This window comes from Pseudomonas sp. D8002, assembly GCF_013385695.1.
Taxonomy (GTDB): Bacteria; Pseudomonadota; Gammaproteobacteria; order Pseudomonadales; family Pseudomonadaceae; genus Aquipseudomonas.
Window position 1 is genome coordinate 39,286 of the sequence record NZ_JACAPM010000018.1, and the last position, 17,447, is coordinate 56,732.

At 60.6% G+C, this 17,447-nt stretch carries 14 protein-coding genes; 8 read left to right on the forward strand and 6 right to left on the reverse strand.

The window, feature by feature from the left end; all coding sequences use genetic code 11:
* Positions 1–14: 14 nt before the first annotated feature.
* The 4 genes from frr to rpsB form a co-directional block, all read right to left on the reverse strand.
* Positions 15–572: a ribosome recycling factor gene (gene frr / locus HX807_RS10850; RefSeq protein ID WP_003219325.1), complete on the reverse strand. Its 558-nt coding sequence runs from the start codon at positions 570–572 to the stop codon at positions 15–17.
* Complete coding sequence (gene pyrH, locus HX807_RS10855; protein ID WP_003219327.1) at positions 569–1,312, reverse strand: UMP kinase; 744 nt, start codon at positions 1,310–1,312, stop codon at positions 569–571. The genes frr and pyrH overlap by 4 nt, the downstream gene beginning before the upstream one ends.
* Before the next feature lie 211 nt (positions 1,313–1,523).
* Complete coding sequence (gene tsf, locus HX807_RS10860) at positions 1,524–2,387, reverse strand: translation elongation factor Ts (protein ID WP_008432237.1); 864 nt, start codon at positions 2,385–2,387, stop codon at positions 1,524–1,526.
* 192 nt (positions 2,388–2,579) lie between these two features.
* Positions 2,580–3,317 (reverse strand): 30S ribosomal protein S2, encoded by a 738-nt coding sequence (rpsB, locus tag HX807_RS10865; RefSeq protein WP_003219330.1) that lies wholly within the window; start codon positions 3,315–3,317, stop codon positions 2,580–2,582.
* 385 nt (positions 3,318–3,702) lie between these two features.
* Here rpsB and map point away from each other — a divergent pair, with 385 nt between their 5' ends.
* From map to dapC, 3 genes are all read left to right on the forward strand, one after another.
* Positions 3,703–4,485 carry a type I methionyl aminopeptidase gene (map, locus tag HX807_RS10870; protein ID WP_003219332.1) on the forward strand — a complete coding sequence of 261 codons (783 nt, stop codon included), beginning with the start codon at positions 3,703–3,705 and terminating at the stop codon, positions 4,483–4,485.
* Between the two features lie 61 nt (positions 4,486–4,546).
* The gene (locus tag HX807_RS10875) at positions 4,547–7,249 is read left to right on the forward strand and encodes a [protein-PII] uridylyltransferase (protein WP_003219334.1); all 2,703 of its coding nucleotides are present in this window, start codon (positions 4,547–4,549) and stop codon (positions 7,247–7,249) included.
* A gap of 46 nt (positions 7,250–7,295) precedes the next feature.
* Positions 7,296–8,495: a succinyldiaminopimelate transaminase gene (gene dapC / locus HX807_RS10880; protein WP_008432243.1), complete on the forward strand. Its 1,200-nt coding sequence runs from the start codon at positions 7,296–7,298 to the stop codon at positions 8,493–8,495.
* 138 nt (positions 8,496–8,633) lie between these two features.
* Here dapC and HX807_RS10885 read toward each other — a convergent pair whose 3' ends face one another.
* Positions 8,634–10,277, reverse strand: coding sequence for a Na+/H+ antiporter (locus tag HX807_RS10885; protein ID WP_177022982.1), 1,644 nt, complete (start codon positions 10,275–10,277; stop codon positions 8,634–8,636).
* A 213-nt stretch (positions 10,278–10,490) separates the two neighbouring features.
* On the opposite strand from HX807_RS10885, the gene HX807_RS10890 reads away from it, so the two are divergent.
* The 4 genes from HX807_RS10890 (at position 10,491) to HX807_RS10905 (ending at position 13,606) form a co-directional block, all read left to right on the forward strand.
* Positions 10,491–10,853, forward strand: a complete 363-nt coding sequence (locus HX807_RS10890; RefSeq protein WP_003219341.1) for an ArsC family reductase — start codon at positions 10,491–10,493, stop codon at positions 10,851–10,853.
* Between the two features lie 33 nt (positions 10,854–10,886).
* Complete coding sequence (gene dapD, locus HX807_RS10895) at positions 10,887–11,921, forward strand: 2,3,4,5-tetrahydropyridine-2,6-dicarboxylate N-succinyltransferase (RefSeq protein WP_003219342.1); 1,035 nt, start codon at positions 10,887–10,889, stop codon at positions 11,919–11,921.
* Positions 11,922–11,990: 69 nt separating this feature from the next.
* Positions 11,991–13,196, forward strand: a complete 1,206-nt coding sequence (locus tag HX807_RS10900) for an aminotransferase class V-fold PLP-dependent enzyme (RefSeq protein WP_008432246.1) — start codon at positions 11,991–11,993, stop codon at positions 13,194–13,196.
* Complete coding sequence (locus HX807_RS10905; RefSeq protein WP_003219344.1) at positions 13,193–13,606, forward strand: SufE family protein; 414 nt, start codon at positions 13,193–13,195, stop codon at positions 13,604–13,606. The genes HX807_RS10900 and HX807_RS10905 overlap by 4 nt, the downstream gene beginning before the upstream one ends.
* A gap of 102 nt (positions 13,607–13,708) precedes the next feature.
* On the opposite strand, the gene tcdA is transcribed toward HX807_RS10905, so the two are convergent.
* Positions 13,709–14,533, reverse strand: coding sequence for a tRNA cyclic N6-threonylcarbamoyladenosine(37) synthase TcdA (gene tcdA, locus HX807_RS10910; RefSeq protein WP_167665521.1), 825 nt, complete (start codon positions 14,531–14,533; stop codon positions 13,709–13,711).
* 219 nt (positions 14,534–14,752) lie between these two features.
* Between tcdA and HX807_RS10915 the strand changes: the two genes are divergently transcribed.
* The gene (locus HX807_RS10915; RefSeq protein WP_003219347.1) at positions 14,753–17,344 is read left to right on the forward strand and encodes a glycosyltransferase; all 2,592 of its coding nucleotides are present in this window, start codon (positions 14,753–14,755) and stop codon (positions 17,342–17,344) included.
* Positions 17,345–17,447 lie beyond the last annotated feature (103 nt).

Below are 17,447 nucleotides of genomic sequence, written 5' to 3' on the forward strand. Positions count from 1 at the left end.
GGCGTCCTGACCCCTTATACGGCCATCAGGTCCTTTTCTTTATCTTCCGTGGCCTTGGTGATCTGGGCCTCGGCATCTTTAGTCAGCTTGTCGATATCAGCAACGGCACGGCGCTCTTCGTCTTCGCTGATTTCCTTGTCCTTGACCAGCTTCTTCAGGTCACCCAAGGCATCACGACGGATGTTGCGCACGGCAACACGTGCGTCTTCCGCTGCACTGCGCGCCTGCTTGGTGAAGCCCTTGCGGGTTTCTTCGGTCAGGGCAGGCATGGAGATCAGCAGCAATTCGCCCAGGTTGGTCGGATTGAGGTTCAAACCGGCGCTCTGGATGGCCTTGTCGACGGCGCCGAGCATGTTGCGCTCGAAAGCAACGACTTGCAGGGTGCGCGAATCTTTTACAGTGATGTTGGCCACTTGGGTGATCGAGGTATCAGCGCCGTAGTAAGGCACCATCACGCTGCCCAGGATGCTTGGGTGGGCCTTGCCGGTACGAATCTGGCCAAACGCATGGTTCAGGGATTCCAGGGATTTTTGCATGCGCTCTTGAGCGTCTTTTTTGATTTCGTTGATCATTGTTCGATTTCCTCGATCAGAGTCCCTTCCGCGCCGCCGTGTACGATGTTCAGCAGGGCGCCGGGCTTGTTCATGTTAAATACGCGCAGCGGCATCTTGTGGTCGCGGCACAAGCAAATTGCCGTCAGGTCCATCACGCCCAGCTTGCGATCCAGTACTTCATCATAAGTCAGATGATCGAACTTCTCGGCATGCGGGTCTTTGAATGGGTCTGCGGTGTAGACACCGTCAACCTTGGTGGCCTTGAGTACCACGTCCGCGTTGATCTCGATACCACGCAGGCAAGCTGCCGAATCGGTGGTAAAGAATGGGTTGCCGGTACCGGCCGCAAAAATCACGACTTCCTTGGCATCCAGGTGACGCATGGCCTTGCGACGATCATAGTGATCCGTTACGCCAACCATGGAAATAGCCGACATCACGATCGCGGTGATATTGGCGCGCTCCAGCGCATCACGCATGGCCAGGGCGTTCATCACAGTGGCCAGCATGCCCATGTGGTCGCCTGTCACCCGATCCATGCCGGCAGCGCTGAGTGCCGCGCCACGGAACAGGTTGCCGCCGCCGATCACCAGACCGACCTGGACACCGATACCGACCAACTGGCCGACTTCCAGCGCCATGCGATCGAGTACTTTGGGATCGATCCCAAACTCTTCCGAGCCCATCAGGGCCTCGCCGCTAAGCTTGAGTAGAATGCGTTTATAGCGAGCCTGATGACCACTGCCCTGCTGAGCCATTGCGAATCTCTCCTGCGGCGTATTTTTTGAAAATTCTTGGCAAGCCGTTTACGGCCTGCGTTCACTCTAGCTTGACGCTGTCACAGCGCCATCGGAACACGGCTTTGTAAGCCAGTTCCAAAGGGAAACCAATAAAAATCGATCACCCCATTTGAAAAGAGGCTGCGCGCGTAAGCGGGCAGCCTCTTTTGGGCGACAGTTAAAAACTGTCTTACTTCTTGGTGGCAGCCAGCTGGGCAGCAACTTCTTCAGCGAAGTTGTCGACCGGCTTCTCGATGCCGTCGCCTACTTTGTAGTAGGTGAAGGAAACGATTTCAGCACCGGCTTTCTTGGCCAGTTCGCCAACCTTGATTTCAGGGTTCTTGACGAACGCCTGCTCAACCAGGGAAGCCTCAGCCAGGAACTTGCTGATACGGCCCTTGACCATGTTTTCAACGATGTTTTCAGGCTTGCCTTTGATTTTCTCTTCGTTCAGCTGCAGGAACACGGCTTTCTCGCGTTCGATGGCTTCAGCAGAAACTTCCGATGGCAGCAGGAATTCAGGGTTGCTGGCCGCTACGTGCATAGCGATGTCTTTGGCCAGTTCAACGTTGCCGCCTTTCAGGGCAACCACAACACCGATCTTGTTGCCGTGCAGGTAAGCACCCACAACGTCACCTTCAACGCGGGTCAGGCGACGAATGTTAACGTTCTCGCCTACTTTACCCACCAGAACCAGACGATCAGCTTCTTGAGCTTCGATCAGCGGAGCGGCGTCGGTCAGCTTGTCAGCGAATGCTTTTTCAACGCTGGCAGCGACGAAGTTCTTGAAGTCGTCTTGCAGGGCCAGGAAGTCGGTCTGCGAGTTAACTTCCAGGATAACGGCCGATTTGCCGTCTTCCTTGATTGCGATGGCGCCTTCAGCAGCGACATTGCCTGCTTTCTTGGCAGCCTTGATGGCGCCCGAAGCACGCATGTCATCAATGGCTTTTTCGATGTCGCCGCCGGCCTTGGTCAAGGCCTTTTTGCAATCCATCATGCCTTCGCCGGTACGCTCACGCAGTTCTTTAACCAACGCTGCAGTAATCTCTGCCATTTTCAAAATCCTCTTGGATAGGTTTTCAACCATTCCACCCGATTGAACGGGCGATCAATTCTTCCCGAACCACCCTTGTAGGCCGCTGCACGTTACAAATGTTGTAGCTGCGCTGCCGACAAATGGTTTTCGAGGTGGCAAAAAGGGGGCCAAGCCCCCTTTTTGCTTACTGAGTCAACGCCAAGGCGTCAGTTACTCAGCTGCAGCTACCGGAGCTTCTTCAACGAACTGCTCGGTACCGCCAGCAACGTGGTTGCGACCACGGATTACAGCGTCAGCCATCGAACCCATGTACAGCTGGATAGCGCGGATTGCGTCATCGTTGCCTGGGATGATGTAGTCAACGCCTTCCGGGCTGCTGTTGGTATCGACTACGCCGATAACCGGGATGCCCAGCTTGTTGGCTTCGGTGATCGCGATGCGCTCGTGATCAACGTCGATAACGAACAGTGCGTCAGGCAGACCGCCCATGTCCTTGATACCACCCAGGGAACGATCGAGCTTTTCCAGGTCGCGAGTGCGCATCAGCGCCTCTTTCTTGGTCAGCTTGGCGAAAGTACCGTCTTCGGCTTGCACTTCAAGGTCACGCAGACGCTTGATGGAAGCACGGATGGTTTTGAAGTTGGTCAGCATGCCGCCCAACCAGCGGTGATCGACGTACGGCGAACCGCAACGTGCTGCTTCTTCAGCAACGATCTTGCCAGCGGAACGCTTGGTGCCGACGAACAGAATCTTGTTTTTGCCCTGGGCCAGGCGCTCTACGAAAGTCAGAGCTTCGTTGAACATTGGCAGGGTTTTTTCAAGGTTGATGATGTGGATCTTGTTACGCGCGCCGAAAATGTATTTACCCATTTTCGGGTTCCAGTAACGGGTCTGGTGACCGAAGTGCACACCGGCCTTCAGCATATCGCGCATGTTGACTTGGGACATGATAGTTCCTTAATAAGTCGGGTTTGGCCTCCACGTATCCCAATGACCAACCAGCGGCATTCGCCTCCGGCACCCAGGTCATCGTGTCGACACGTGTGTGGATTTAAGCTTTGCGGGGTATCCCCGGAAAGCGGCGCATTTTATACCACAGAGCTTGCAAAAACGAAACCCGCAATCACATTTGCCGTCAGTCGCTTTTGCCTAAGCCTTTGAATAGAGCCAGAATGCCCCCATCCTTATAGACAGAAGCGATCGCCAGACGCTCATGGTTTCACCCTTGCGTCTGCTAGAATCGCGTTTTTTGGGCTTGTGCGAATTCTGCAACCTTTTGTCGCACACCCGTAAACCGTATTGATTTCAGCGCGTCGCGCTAGAGAGAGCCTGTATGACCGTAACCCTCAAAACCGCCGAAGATATCGCTGGCATGCGTGTTGCCGGCAAACTGGCTGCCGACGTCCTGGAAATGATTGCCGAACACGTCAAGCCCGGCGTCACCACCGAAGCGCTGGACCGCATTTGCCACGACTATATCGTCGACGTGCAAAAGGCCATCCCTGCGCCGCTGAACTACAAGGGTTTCCCCAAGTCGATCTGCACCTCGATCAACCACGTGGTGTGCCACGGGATTCCCGGCGACAAGCCGCTGAAGGACGGCGACACCCTGAACATCGACGTCACCGTCATCAAGGACGGCTACCACGGCGACACCAGCCGCATGTTCCACGTCGGCACCGTGCCGGTCTGGGCCGAGCGCCTGTCGCAAGTCACCCAGGAATGCATGTACAAGGCCATCGAGATCGTCAAGCCTGGCTGCCGCCTGGGCGACATCGGTGAAATCATCCAGAAGCACGCTGAAAAGAACGGCTTCTCGGTGGTGCGCGAGTTCTGCGGCCACGGCATCGGCAAGGTGTTCCACGAAGAGCCACAGATCCTGCACTACGGCCGCGCCGGCACCGGCATGGAGCTCAAGGCAGGCATGACCTTCACCATCGAGCCGATGATCAACCAGGGCAAGGCCGACACCAAGGTGCTGGGCGACGGCTGGACCGCCATCACCAAGGACCGCAAGCTCTCGGCGCAGTGGGAACACACCCTGCTGGTGACCGACACCGGCTACGAGATCTTCACCCTGCGTGCCGACGACACGATTCCCCGCGTTTCGGCGTAATGTTTGCACCGGTTTTCTAATAGCGACGCTGTGACCCATAGATAGAAAGGAAAACCGATCGATGCCCCAGGTGGATCCCGAACTCTTCGACCGTGGCCAGTTCCAGGCGGAACTGGCACTGAAGGCCAGCCCCATCGCAGCCTTCAAGAAGGCCATTCGTCAGGCCCGCGAGGTGCTCGACGGGCGCTTTCGTACCGGCCGCGATATCCGCCGGCTGATCGAGGACCGCGCCTGGTTCGTCGACAACATCCTGCAAAAGGCCTGGGAACAGTTCAGCTGGAGTGAAGACGCCGATATCGCCCTGGTGGCGGTCGGCGGCTACGGTCGTGGCGAACTGCACCCCTACTCCGACATCGACCTGCTGATCTTGCTGGACAGCGCCGATCACGAGATCTTTCGCGACTCCATCGAGCGTTTTCTGACGCTGTTGTGGGACATTGGCCTGGAAGTCGGCCAAAGCGTGCGCTCGGTGGACGAGTGCGCCCAGGAAGCCCGCGCCGACCTGACGGTGATCACCAACCTGATGGAAAGCCGCACCATCGCCGGCCCCGAGCGCCTGCGCCAGCGCATGCTGGAAGTCACAAGCACCGCGCACATGTGGCCAAGCAAGGACTTCTTCCTGGCCAAGCGTGCCGAGCAGAAAGCCCGGCACCACAAGTACAACGACACCGAATACAACCTGGAACCCAACGTCAAAGGCTCCCCGGGCGGGCTGCGGGATATCCAGACGATTTTGTGGGTCGCCCGTCGCCAGTACGGCACCCTGAACCTGCGCGCCCTGGCCGGGGAAGGCTTCCTGGTGGAGAGCGAAAACGCCCTGCTGGCCTCCTCCCAGGAATTCCTCTGGAAAGTGCGCTACGCGCTGCACATGCTGGCCGGGCGCTCCGAAGACCGCCTGCTGTTCGACCACCAGCGCTCCATCGCCACCCTGTTGGGGTTTGAAGGCGAAGACGCGAAGACCAGCATCGAAAGTTTCATGCAGCAGTACTACCGCGTGGTGATGAGCATTGCCCAGCTCAGCGACCTGATCATCCAGCACTTCGAAGAAGTGATCCTGGCCCCGGAAGACGAAGCACCGCCGCAGCCGATCAACGCGCGCTTCCAGCTCCACGATGGCTATATCGAGGCACGCAACGACAACGTGTTCAAACGCACGCCGTTCGCCATGCTGGAAATCTTCGTGTTGATGGCCCAGCAGCCGGAAATCAAGGGCGTACGCGCCGACACCATTCGCCTGCTGCGGGAAAACCGTCACCTGATCGACGACGATTTCCGCCACGACATCCGCAATACCAGCCTGTTTATCGAGCTGTTCAAGTGCAAGATCGGCATCCACCGCAACCTGCGGCGCATGAACCGCTACGGGATCCTGGGGCGCTACCTGCCGGAGTTCGGTTTTATCGTCGGGCAGATGCAGCACGACCTGTTCCACATCTACACGGTGGACGCCCACACCCTGAACCTGATCAAGCACCTGCGTAAGTTGCAGTACACCCAGGTGTCAGAGAAATTCCCGCTGGCCAGCAAGCTCATGGCGCGTCTGCCCAAGCCGGAATTGATCTACCTCGCCGGCCTGTACCACGACATCGGCAAGGGCCGGCATGGTGATCACTCGGAAATTGGCGCAGTGGACGCCGAAGCGTTCTGCCAGCGTCACCAGTTGCCGCTGTGGGACAGCCGCCTGATCGTGTGGCTGGTGCAGAACCACCTGGTGATGTCCACCACCGCCCAGCGCAAGGACTTGTCCGACCCGCAGGTGATCCACGATTTTGCCCAGGCCGTCGGCGATGAAACCCGCCTCGACTACCTGTACGTGCTCACCGTGTCCGACATCAACGCCACCAACCCGACGCTGTGGAACTCCTGGCGCGCCAGCCTGTTGCGCCAGCTCTACACCGAGACCAAGCGCGCGCTGCGTCGCGGCCTCGAGAACCCGGTGGACCGCGAAGAACAGATCCGCCGCACCCAAAGCGCGGCCCTGGATATTCTGGTGCGTGGCGGCAATGACCCGGACGACGTCGAGCAACTCTGGTCGCAACTGGGAGACGACTACTTCCTGCGCCACACCGCCGGCGACGTGGCCTGGCACAGCGACGCGATCCTGCAGCAGCCGGCCGATGGCGGCCCGCTGGTGCTGATCAAGGAAACCACCCAGCGCGAGTTCGAGGGTGGCACCCAGATCTTCATCTACGCGCCCGACCAGCACGACTTCTTCGCCGTGACCGTGGCGGCGATGGACCAGCTCAACCTGAACATTCACGACGCCCGGGTCATCACCTCCAGCAGCCAGTTCACCCTCGACACCTACATCGTGCTCGACACAGAAGGCGAGTCCATCGGCGACAACCCGGAGCGGGTGAAAAAGATCCGCAAAGGCCTGACCGACGCGCTGCGCAATCCTGACGACTACCCGACCATCATCCAGCGTCGGGTGCCGCGCCAGCTCAAGCACTTTGCTTTTGCCCCCGAGGTGACCATCCACAACGACGCCCAGCGCCCGGTGACGGTGCTGGAACTCAGCGCGCCGGACCGCCCGGGCCTGCTGGCACGGATCGGCACGATATTCCTGGAGTTCGACCTGTCGTTGCAGAACGCCAAGATTGCGACCCTGGGCGAGCGGGTGGAAGACGTGTTCTTCATTACCGATGCCGACAACCAGCCGCTTTCCGACCCTGAACTGTGCCGACGCTTGCAGGAAGCCATCGTCCAGCAGTTGAGCGTCAATCAGGAGACCGGCGTCGAGATGTCACGCTTGAGCATCTGACCGACCGCCCATTTTCAGCTTCCAATGAATTGAACGAGATTTATCGATGAACAACGCCCTGAACCAGCTGCAGCCCTACCCGTTCGAGAAATTGCGCGTCCTGCTGGGCAGCGTCACGCCGAACCCGGACAAACGCCCCATCGCCCTGTCCATCGGTGAGCCGAAGCACAAATCCCCGCAGTTTGTTGCCGAGGCGCTGGCCAACAACCTGGACCAGATGGCGGTGTACCCCACCACCCTGGGCATTCCCGCCCTGCGCGAAGCCATTGGCGCCTGGTGTGAACGCCGTTTCAGCGTGCCCAAGGGCTGGCTTGACCCGGCGCGCAACATCCTGCCGGTGAACGGCACCCGTGAAGCGCTGTTCGCCTTCACCCAGACCGTGGTCAACCGCGGCGACGACGCGCTGGTGGTCAGCCCGAACCCGTTCTACCAGATCTACGAAGGGGCTGCGTTCCTCGCCGGGGCCAAGCCGCATTACCTGCCGTGCCTGGATGAAAACGGCTTCAACCCGGATTTCGACGCGGTATCGCCGGACATCTGGAAACGCTGCCAGATCCTGTTCCTGTGCTCGCCAGGCAACCCCACCGGTGCACTGATTCCCGTCGCCACCCTGAAAAAGCTGATCGCCCTGGCCGACGAATACGACTTCGTGATCGCCGCCGACGAGTGCTACAGCGAGCTGTACTTCGACGAACAAACCCCGCCGCCAGGCCTGCTCAGCGCCTGCGTGGAACTGGGCCGCCAGGACTTCAAGCGTTGCGTGGTGTTCCACAGCCTGTCCAAGCGCTCCAACCTGCCGGGCCTGCGTTCGGGCTTTGTGGCCGGCGACGCCGATATCCTCAAGGGCTTCCTGCTGTACCGCACCTACCACGGTTGCGCGATGCCGGTGCAAACCCAACTGGCGAGCATTGCTGCCTGGCAGGACGAAGCCCACGTGCAGGCCAACCGTGACCTGTACCGGGAGAAGTTCGATGCGGTGCTGGCGATCCTGAAGCCGGTGCTGGACGTGCAAAACCCGGACGGCGGCTTCTACCTGTGGCCGAATGTGAAGGGCGACGATGCGGCGTTCTGCCGGGACTTGTTCGTGGAAGAACACGTGACCGTGGTACCGGGCTCGTACCTGTCGCGGGAAGTGGACGGGGTCAACCCGGGCGCCGGGCGTGTGCGCCTGGCGCTGGTCGCGCCGCTGGCGGAGTGCGTGGAAGCGGCGACGCGGATTCGCGACTTTATTACCCGCAATAAATAACTGCGCTGAATGTGGCGAGGGAGCTTGCTGTGGCGAGGGAGCTTGCTCCCGCTGGAGTGCGCAGCGCTCCCGCTTTTTTGGGGCCGCTACGCAGCCCAGCGGGAGCAAGCTCCCTCGCCACAAGTAAGCACCGCAGTGTTATTTGATATGACCCAGATTCGCCTCGCTCATATCCAGATCCGCCAACACCTCCCGTAGCACATCATCACCAATCTGATGGTGACGGCTCAGGCTATACAGTTCCAGACGCTGCGCCCGCAGGGCCTTGAGCCGCAACTTGCGCTCCAGTTGATCCATCTGCAACGCCAGCGCCTGGGCTTCGGCCGAATCGTTGAACACTTCCAGTTGATGACGATACTCCGACATCAACCGCGCCTTGAGCTCGGTGGCCAAGGCTGCCTGGGCGGCATCCTGGGGTGCAGCTTCAGCGGGTTCTTCGGCTTCCAGGGCATGGATAGCAGCCACGGCGGTCTTCTTCCAGGCCTCGCGCACTTCATTGTGGCGCTTCTCATCCGGGCTCTTCTCGATGCCGCGTAACAGCAGCGGCAAAGCGATGCAGGCCGCGACCAACGACAGCAGGATCACACCGGCGGCGATGAAGATCAGCAGGTCGCGCTCGGGAAAATCCTGCCCCGGCGCAAGCAGTAACGGTACCGACATCACACCCGCCAGGGTCACGGCACCGCGTACGCCACCGACGGTCAGCAACCAGCAGGACCGCGCGGTGGGCACCAGCGTCAGCTCACTTTTCCCACGAATCCGGCGCAATAAACCCGACAGGCGCCAGATGCTTTGCACCCAGATAAACCGCAACACCACCAGCACCAGGAAAATCGCGATCACGTCCAGGCAGCGATACAACAAGGTCGGCCACAGCGTCGGCTCATGGCTGACCACCGCCTTGATGATGTCCGGCAATTGCAGGCCCAGCAGCAGGAAGATCAAGCCGTTGAACGCAAATTCCAGCAGCGACCACACACTGCGATTGAGCAACCGGGTGCTGGTCTGGCGCGGCAGCAGGTCGAGCCAGCTTTGCATCATGCCCGCAGCCACCGCCGACAGGATGCCCGAGGCGCCAAGGCGCTCGGCCAGCACGTAGGCGGCGAATGGCAGCAACAACATGAACACCACGTGCGTCGCCGGGTCGTCCCAGCCCCGGGCGATCATCCAGGCACGCAGGCGGCCGACCAGCCAGCTCAACGCCACACCGACCGCCAGGCCACCCACGGCCACCAGCACAAAGGTGAGGCTCGCATCCGCCAGCGAGAACACGCCGGTCAGCGCCGCCGCCAGGGCGAACTTGAAGGTCACCAGGCCCGAGGCATCATTCATCAACGCCTCGCCCTGGAGCATGTGCATCAGTGGCGTCGGCAAGCGGTTCTGGGAAATGGCTGACACCGCCACGGCATCCGTCGGCGACAACACGGCCGCAAGGGCGAAGGCCACCGGCAGGGGAATACTCGGCAACAACCAGTGAATGAAATAACCGGCCCCCACCACCGTAAACAGCACCAACCCCACCGCCAGCGTCAGGATCGGCCCGCGCAGGCGCCACAATTCACGCTTGGGCATGCGCCAGCCATCAGAGAACAGCAGCGGCGGCAGAAACAGGAAAAGAAACAACTCAGGGTCCAGGGCGACATGCAGCCCCAGGGTCGGCCAGGCCAGCAACGCACCGGCGGCGATCTGCACCAGTGGCAACGGCAGTGGGATGATACGCCCGACAAGGCGCGAAACGCTGACCAGCATCAGCAGGATAAGTACGGTGTAGGCGGTTTGCATAACGCGGGATTCCCAGACAATCAACTTGCAACAACACACATCAGGCAACAACTCGCCGTTGAAGTGCCATATTAGCCGCCTATGCTGCGCGATGGCCTTTGCACAAAAGTCGCACACGAGCAAAACGTAAGTGTGACGAGCGGCGCCGAAAGCCGCTGGCCATGGCATAATCCGTGACCTTTAATCTGCGTGAGCCCAAAGGGGGGCAATTCCTTGACCGCTTCAAGCAAAACGTTGCACCTTTTCGGCATCAAAGCCTGCGACACCATGAAAAAGGCGCGCACCTGGCTCGATGAGCACGCTATCCAGTATGAGTTTCATGACTACAAGACGGCCGGTATCGACCGCGAACACTTGACCCAATGGTGCAATGAGCACGGTTGGCAGGTGGTTTTGAACCGTGCGGGCACCACCTTTCGCAAACTCGAAGACGAACGCAAAGCCGATCTCGACCAAGCGAAAGCCATTGAATTGATGCTCGCGCAACCCTCGATGATCAAGCGCCCGGTGCTTGATCTCGGTGACAAAACCCTGATTGGCTTCAAGCCAGATAGCTATTCGGCGGCCCTCAAGTAGGCCAGCCCACTCCATTTTTGTAGAGGTAACAGCATGTCCAATTCCCTGTTCAGCCTGGGCTTCGGCGTCGGCACTCAGAACCGCCAAGGTGCTTGGCTGGAAGTGTTTTACGCACAACCGCTGCTCAATCCATCGGCTGAAATCATCGCGGCCATCGCGCCGATCCTCGGTTACACCGAAGGCAACCAGGCGATCACTTTCACCGTCACCCAGGCCCTGCAACTGGCTGACGCGCTCAAGGGCGTCGACGCTGCCCAAGCCGCCCTGTTGAGCCGCCTGGCTGAAAGCCACACGCCGCTGGTCGCCACCCTGCTGGCCGAAGACGCCGCACTGACCTCCACGCCTGAGGCCTACCTCAAGCTGCACCTGCTGTCCCATCGCCTGGTCAAGCCTCACGGCCTGAGCCTGGCCGGTGTGTTCCCGCAGTTGCCGAACGTGGCCTGGACCAGCCAGGGCGCAATCGACATCAATGAGCTGGCCGAGCGTCAACTGGAAGCGCGCCTGCGTGGCGACCTGCTGGAAGTGTTCTCGGTGGACAAGTTCCCGAAGATGACCGACTACGTGGTGCCGAGCGGCGTGCGTATCGCTGATGCCGCGCGCATCCGCCTGGGCGCCTACGTAGGCGAAGGCACCACCGTGATGCACGAAGGTTTCGTCAACTTCAACGCCGGTACCGAAGGCCCGGGCATGATCGAAGGCCGCGTGTCGGCTGGCGTGTTCGTCGGCAAGGGTTCGGACCTGGGCGGCGGTTGCTCCACCATGGGCACCCTGTCGGGTGGCGGCAACATCGTGATCAAGGTCGGCGAAGGCTGCCTGATCGGCGCCAACGCCGGTATCGGTATCCCGTTGGGCGACCGCAACACCGTGGAGTCGGGCCTGTACGTGACCGCCGGCACCAAGGTTGCGCTGCTGGACGAGCAGAACCAGCTGGTCAAGGTGGTCAAGGCCCGCGAGCTGGCCGGCCAACCGGACCTGCTGTTCCGCCGCAACTCCGAGACCGGTGCCGTGGAGTGCAAAACCCACAAATCGGCCATCGAACTGAACGCAGCGCTGCACGCTCACAACTAAGCAGCGACTCGATGCCACTAACGGCCCGCGCCTGACCGGTGCGGGCCGTTTATACGAGTCTTGATCACCATGCTTGTGCCCTCTCCCTGGCGCGCCGATTTTCCGGCCATCGCCACCCTGCAACGGCAAGACCAGACCTATCTGGACAACGCCGCCACCACGCAAAAACCTCAAGCCCTGCTGGACGCCATCAGCCATTACTACGCCAATGGCGCAGCCAATGTGCACCGTGCCCAGCATTTGCCGGGCGCCCATGCGACCCAGGCTTTCGAGGACAGTCGCAGCAAGGTGGCACAGTGGCTGAACGTCGGTGACGAGGGGCAAATCATCTTCACCCACGGCGCGACATCGGCGCTGAACCTCCTGGCTTATGGCCTTGAGCACCTATTCAACCCGGGCGACGAGATTGTCATCAGCGCCCTGGAGCACCACGCCAACCTGCTGCCGTGGCAGCAACTGGCCAAGCGTCGCGAGCTGGCGCTGGTGGTACTGCCGCTTGACGCTGGCGGCTTGATCGACCTGCAAGCCGCCGCCCAACTGATCGGCCCGCGCACCCGCCTGCTGGCGGTGAGCCAACTGTCCAACGTACTTGGCGCCTGGCAGCCGTTGCCGCAATTGCTGGCACTGGCCAAGGCCCACGACGCCCTGACGGTGGTCGATGGCGCCCAGGGCATCGTGCATGGTCGCCATGATATGCAGGCCCTGGGCTGCGACTTCTACGTGTTTTCCAGCCATAAACTCTATGGGCCGGACGGCGTCGGCGTGCTGTATGGCCGCACCGAAGCCCTGCATCACCTGCGCCACTGGCAGTTTGGGGGCGAGATGGTGCAGCAGGCTGATTATCAAAGCGCCAGTTTCCGCCCGGCGCCCCTCGGCTTCGAAGCCGGGACTCCGCCGATCGCCAGCGTGATCGGCCTGGGGGCAACCCTGGATTACCTGAGTTCCCTGGACCAGCAGGCGGTGACGGCTCACGAAGCCGCCCTGCACGACTACCTGTTGCGTGGCTTGCAAGCGCGCAATGGCGTGCGCTTGCTGGGGTCGCCGCACGTCGCCCTGGCCAGCTTCGTGGTGGAAGGCGTGCACAACGCCGACCTCGCCCACTTGCTGACCGAACAAGGGATTGCGGTGCGCGCTGGCCATCATTGTGCGATGCCGCTGCTCAAGCAGATGGGATTGTCGGGGGCGATTCGGGTGTCATTGGCGCTGTACAATGACTCCGATGACCTGGAGCGCTTTTTTGAAGCGCTGGATCAAGCCCTGGATATGTTGCGATGAGCTTGCCGACTGAGGCCGTTGTCGCGCTGGAAGCGTTCCAGGCGGTCGGCAGTTGGGAGCAACGAGCCCGCCTGCTGATGCAATGGGGCGAGCGGCTGCCCGCCTTGCCGGACGAAGACAAGGTAGACGTCAACCTGGTGCAGGGCTGTGAAAGCCTGGTGTGGCTGGTGGGGCGCTTGCAGGATGGGCATTGGCAGTTTGCCGCCAGCAGCGATGCACGGCTGATACGCGGGCTGGTGGCGTTGTTGCTGGCGCGGGTCAACGGTGTGTCTGCCGCCGAACTGCAAGCCGTCGACTTGCCCGGCTGGTTTGAGCAACTGGGCCTGTCGCGGCAGTTATCGCCGTCGCGCAGCAATGGGTTGAATGCGGTGCTGCAGCGCATGCGGGAGTTGAGCCTTATACAAAACTAAATGTGGGAGCGGGCTTGCTCGCGAAAGCGGTGTATCAGTCGACCTGTCTGGTGACTGACACTCCGCCTTCGCGAGCAAGCCCGCTCCCACATTTTGATCTTTTCAGGGTGCAGAGATCGGTGTTGCCTGAACTCTGTCAGCAGGCCGGCGCACCCCGGCCACTATCTTGTCCACCGCCTTGGTCGCGGCCACCATGCCGAAGGTCGCAGTCACCATCATCACCGCGCCAAACCCGCCGGCGCAGTCCAGCTTCACGCCATCCCCGACAAAACTCTTCTGCAAACAGATGCTGCCGTCCGGCTTCGGGTAACGCAGCTGTTCGGTGGAGAACACGCAGGGCACGCTGTAATGGCGGGTCACAGTGCGGGAGAAGCCATAATCGCGACGCAACGTGGAGCGCACCTTCGACGCCAGCGGGTCATTGAACGTACGGTTCAAGTCACACACCTGAATCAACGTCGGATCAATCTGTCCGCCCGCGCCGCCGGTGGTGATGATCTGGATCTTGCGCCGCTTGCACCAGGCAATCAGTGCGGCCTTGGCGTTCACACTGTCGATGCAGTCGATCACACAGTCGATGTTCGGCGTGATGTACTCGGCCATCGTCTCGCGGGTCACGAAGTCCGCCACCGCGTGCACGGTGCAATCCGGGTTGATGCCTTTCAGGCGCTCGGCCATGACCTCGACCTTGGCCTTGCCCACCGTGCTGTCCAGCGCATGCAACTGACGGTTGCTGTTGCTGACGCATACATCATCGAGGTCAAACAGCGAAATCTCGCCCACGCCGCAGCGGGCGATGGCTTCCGCCGCCCACGAACCCACCCCGCCCACGCCGACGATGGCCACATGGGCCGCCTTCAGGCGCTCCAGGCCTTCAATGCCATACAAGCGGGCGACGCCGGCAAACCGTGGATCTTCTGTACTCATGACCATTACCCCAAAAACCGGCGCGCATTATAGGGCTACACAGCGACAAGTTTTAAACTACAAGCTACAAGTAAGAGAACTTACGACGAGTTGCACTGCCCAATGTCCGGTTTTTCCCGGCTTGCTGTACGGTCGGTGAAAGGCCAGTGTAGGATGCGCGCCGTTCGGCGCAGGCCGACACCTCTTTTCGTTCCACACCCTTTGGAACCCGAAATAGCCATGTCATCGCGTAAATTTGGACTCAACCTGGTGGTGGTGCTGGCAATTGCCGCGCTGTTCACCGGCTTCTGGGCGCTGATCAACCGCCCGGTCAATGCCCCTAACTGGCCCGAGCAGATCTCCGGTTTTTCGTACTCGCCGTTCCAGCAAGGCCAGTACCCACAGAAAGACCAGTATCCGACCGACGATCAAATGCGTCAGGACCTTGCGATCATGAGCAAGCTGACGGACAACATCCGTACCTACTCGGTCGACGGCACCCTGGGGGATATCCCCAAGCTGGCGGAAGAATTCGGCCTGCGGGTGACCCTGGGGATCTGGATCAGTCCGGACCTTGAGCGCAACGAGCGCGAGATCCAGCGCGCCATCGAAATCGCCAACAGCTCCCGCAGTGTAGTGCGGGTAGTGGTGGGCAACGAGGCGCTGTTCCGCGAGGAAATCACTCCGGAAGCGCTGATCGTGCTGCTGGATCGGGTACGGGCCGCCGTCAAGGTGCCCGTAACCACCTCCGAGCAATGGCACATCTGGGAACACAACCCGCAACTGGCCAAGCACGTCGACCTGATCGCCGCGCACATCCTGCCGTACTGGGAACATATCCCGGTGGACAAGGCCGGCCAGTTCGTCCTCGATCGCGCACGGGACCTGAAGAAGACCTTCCCGAAAAAGCCGCTGTTGCTGTCGGAGGTTGGCTGGCCGAGCAACGGCCGGATGCGTGGCGGTGCTGACGCCTCCCCCGCCGACCAGGCGATTTACCTGCGCACGCTGGTTAACACGCTGAACCGCCAGGGCTACAACTACTTCGTGATCGAAGCGTTTGACCAGCCATGGAAAGCCAGCGACGAAGGCTCTGTAGGCGCCTATTGGGGCGTGTTCAACGCCGCACGCCAGCAGAAATTCAACTTTGATGGCCCGGTGGTCGCGATTCCGCAATGGCGAGTGCTGGCGATCGGCTCGGTGGTGCTTGCGCTGCTGTCCCTGACCCTGCTGATGATCGACGGCTCGGCCCTGCGCCAGCGCGGCCGTACGTTCCTGACCTTTATCGCGTTCCTGTGCGGGTCGGTATTGGTGTGGATCGGTTATGACTACAGCCAGCAATACAGCACCTGGTTCAGCTTGACGGTGGGCTTCCTGCTGGCACTCGGCGCCCTGGGCGTATTTATCGTGTTGCTGACCGAAGCCCATGAGCTGGCCGAAGCAGTCTGGACCCACAAACGCCGGCGTGAATTCCTGCCGGTTGAAGGGGATTCGGACTACCGCCCGAAAGTCTCGATCCACGTGCCGTGCTACAACGAGCCGCCGGAGATGGTCAAACAGACCCTCGACGCCCTGGCCGCCCTCGATTATCCGGACTACGAAGTCCTGATCATCGACAACAACACCAAGGACCCGGCCGTGTGGGAGCCGGTGCGCGACTACTGCGAAACCCTCGGCCCGCGCTTCAAGTTCTTCCACGTCTCGCCCCTGGCCGGTTTCAAGGGCGGCGCACTGAACTACCTGATCCCGCACACCGCCAAGGATGCCGAAGTGATCGCGGTGATCGACTCCGATTACTGCGTGTCGCCAAACTGGCTCAAGCACATGGTGCCGCACTTCGCCGACCCGAAAATCGCCGTGGTGCAGTCGCCACAGGATTATCGCGACCAGAACGAAAGCACCTTCAAGAAGCTCTGCTACGCGGAATACAAAGGCTTCTTCCATATCGGCATGGTCACCCGCAACGACCGTGACGCGATCATCCAGCACGGCACCATGACCATGACCCGCCGCTCGGTGCTGGAAGAGCTGGGCTGGGCCGACTGGTGCATCTGTGAGGATGCCGAGCTGGGCCTGCGGGTCTTCGAGAAGGGCCTGTCGGCGGCGTACTACCACGACAGCTACGGCAAGGGCCTGATGCCCGATACCTTTATCGACTTCAAGAAACAGCGTTTCCGCTGGGCCTACGGCGCGATCCAGATCATCAAGCGCCACACTGCGAGCCTCTTGCGCGGCAAGGACACCGAGCTGACCCGTGGCCAGCGCTACCACTTCCTCGCGGGGTGGTTGCCGTGGGTGGCCGACGGCATGAACATCTTCTTCACCGTGGGCGCCTTGTTGTGGTCGGCGGCGATGATTATCGTGCCGACGCGGGTTGACCCGCCGCTGCTGATTTTCGCGATCCCGCCACTGGCGTTGTTCGTGTTCAAGGTCGGCAAGATCATCTTCCTCTACCGTCGTGCGGTGGGTGTGAACCTGAAAGATGCGTTCTGCGCGGCACTGGCCGGGCTGGCGTTGTCGCACACCATCGCCAAGGCGGTGCTGTACGGGTTCTTCACCACCAGCATTCCGTTCTTCCGTACACCGAAGAACGCCGATAACCACGGTTTCTGGGTGGCGATCTCCGAAGCCCGGGAAGAGATGTTCATCATGCTGCTGTTGTGGGGTGCGGCACTGGGGATTTACCTGGTGCAGGGCCTGCCGAGCAATGACATGCGCTTCTGGGTGGTGATGTTGCTGGTGCAGTCGCTGCCGTATGTGGCGGCGCTGATCATGGCGTTCCTGTCGTCGCTGCCGAAACCGGCACCGAAGCAAGAGCCTGTGGCCGCTGCTTAAAATCCTGCGCAATGCACTAAACGGCGGCCTCTGGCCGCCGTTTTGCTATAAGATAACGGCCATTTTGTGAGACTTGGCCCAGGCCATTGCTTTGTGTGGGAGC

Coding starts and splice junctions, on each gene's coding strand:
- frr (WP_003219325.1), bottom strand. CDS start 572: ATGATCAACGAAATCAAAAAAGACGCTCAAGAGCGCATGCAAAAATCC.
- pyrH (WP_003219327.1), bottom strand. CDS start 1,312: ATGGCTCAGCAGGGCAGTGGTCATCAGGCTCGCTATAAACGCATTCTA.
- tsf (WP_008432237.1), bottom strand. CDS start 2,387: ATGGCAGAGATTACTGCAGCGTTGGTTAAAGAACTGCGTGAGCGTACC.
- rpsB (WP_003219330.1), bottom strand. CDS start 3,317: ATGTCCCAAGTCAACATGCGCGATATGCTGAAGGCCGGTGTGCACTTC.
- map (WP_003219332.1), top strand. CDS start 3,703: ATGACCGTAACCCTCAAAACCGCCGAAGATATCGCTGGCATGCGTGTT.
- HX807_RS10875 (WP_003219334.1), top strand. CDS start 4,547: ATGCCCCAGGTGGATCCCGAACTCTTCGACCGTGGCCAGTTCCAGGCG.
- dapC (WP_008432243.1), top strand. CDS start 7,296: ATGAACAACGCCCTGAACCAGCTGCAGCCCTACCCGTTCGAGAAATTG.
- HX807_RS10885 (WP_177022982.1), bottom strand. CDS start 10,277: ATGCAAACCGCCTACACCGTACTTATCCTGCTGATGCTGGTCAGCGTT.
- dapD (WP_003219342.1), top strand. CDS start 10,887: ATGTCCAATTCCCTGTTCAGCCTGGGCTTCGGCGTCGGCACTCAGAAC.
- HX807_RS10900 (WP_008432246.1), top strand. CDS start 11,991: ATGCTTGTGCCCTCTCCCTGGCGCGCCGATTTTCCGGCCATCGCCACC.
- HX807_RS10905 (WP_003219344.1), top strand. CDS start 13,193: ATGAGCTTGCCGACTGAGGCCGTTGTCGCGCTGGAAGCGTTCCAGGCG.
- tcdA (WP_167665521.1), bottom strand. CDS start 14,533: ATGAGTACAGAAGATCCACGGTTTGCCGGCGTCGCCCGCTTGTATGGC.
- HX807_RS10915 (WP_003219347.1), top strand. CDS start 14,753: ATGTCATCGCGTAAATTTGGACTCAACCTGGTGGTGGTGCTGGCAATT.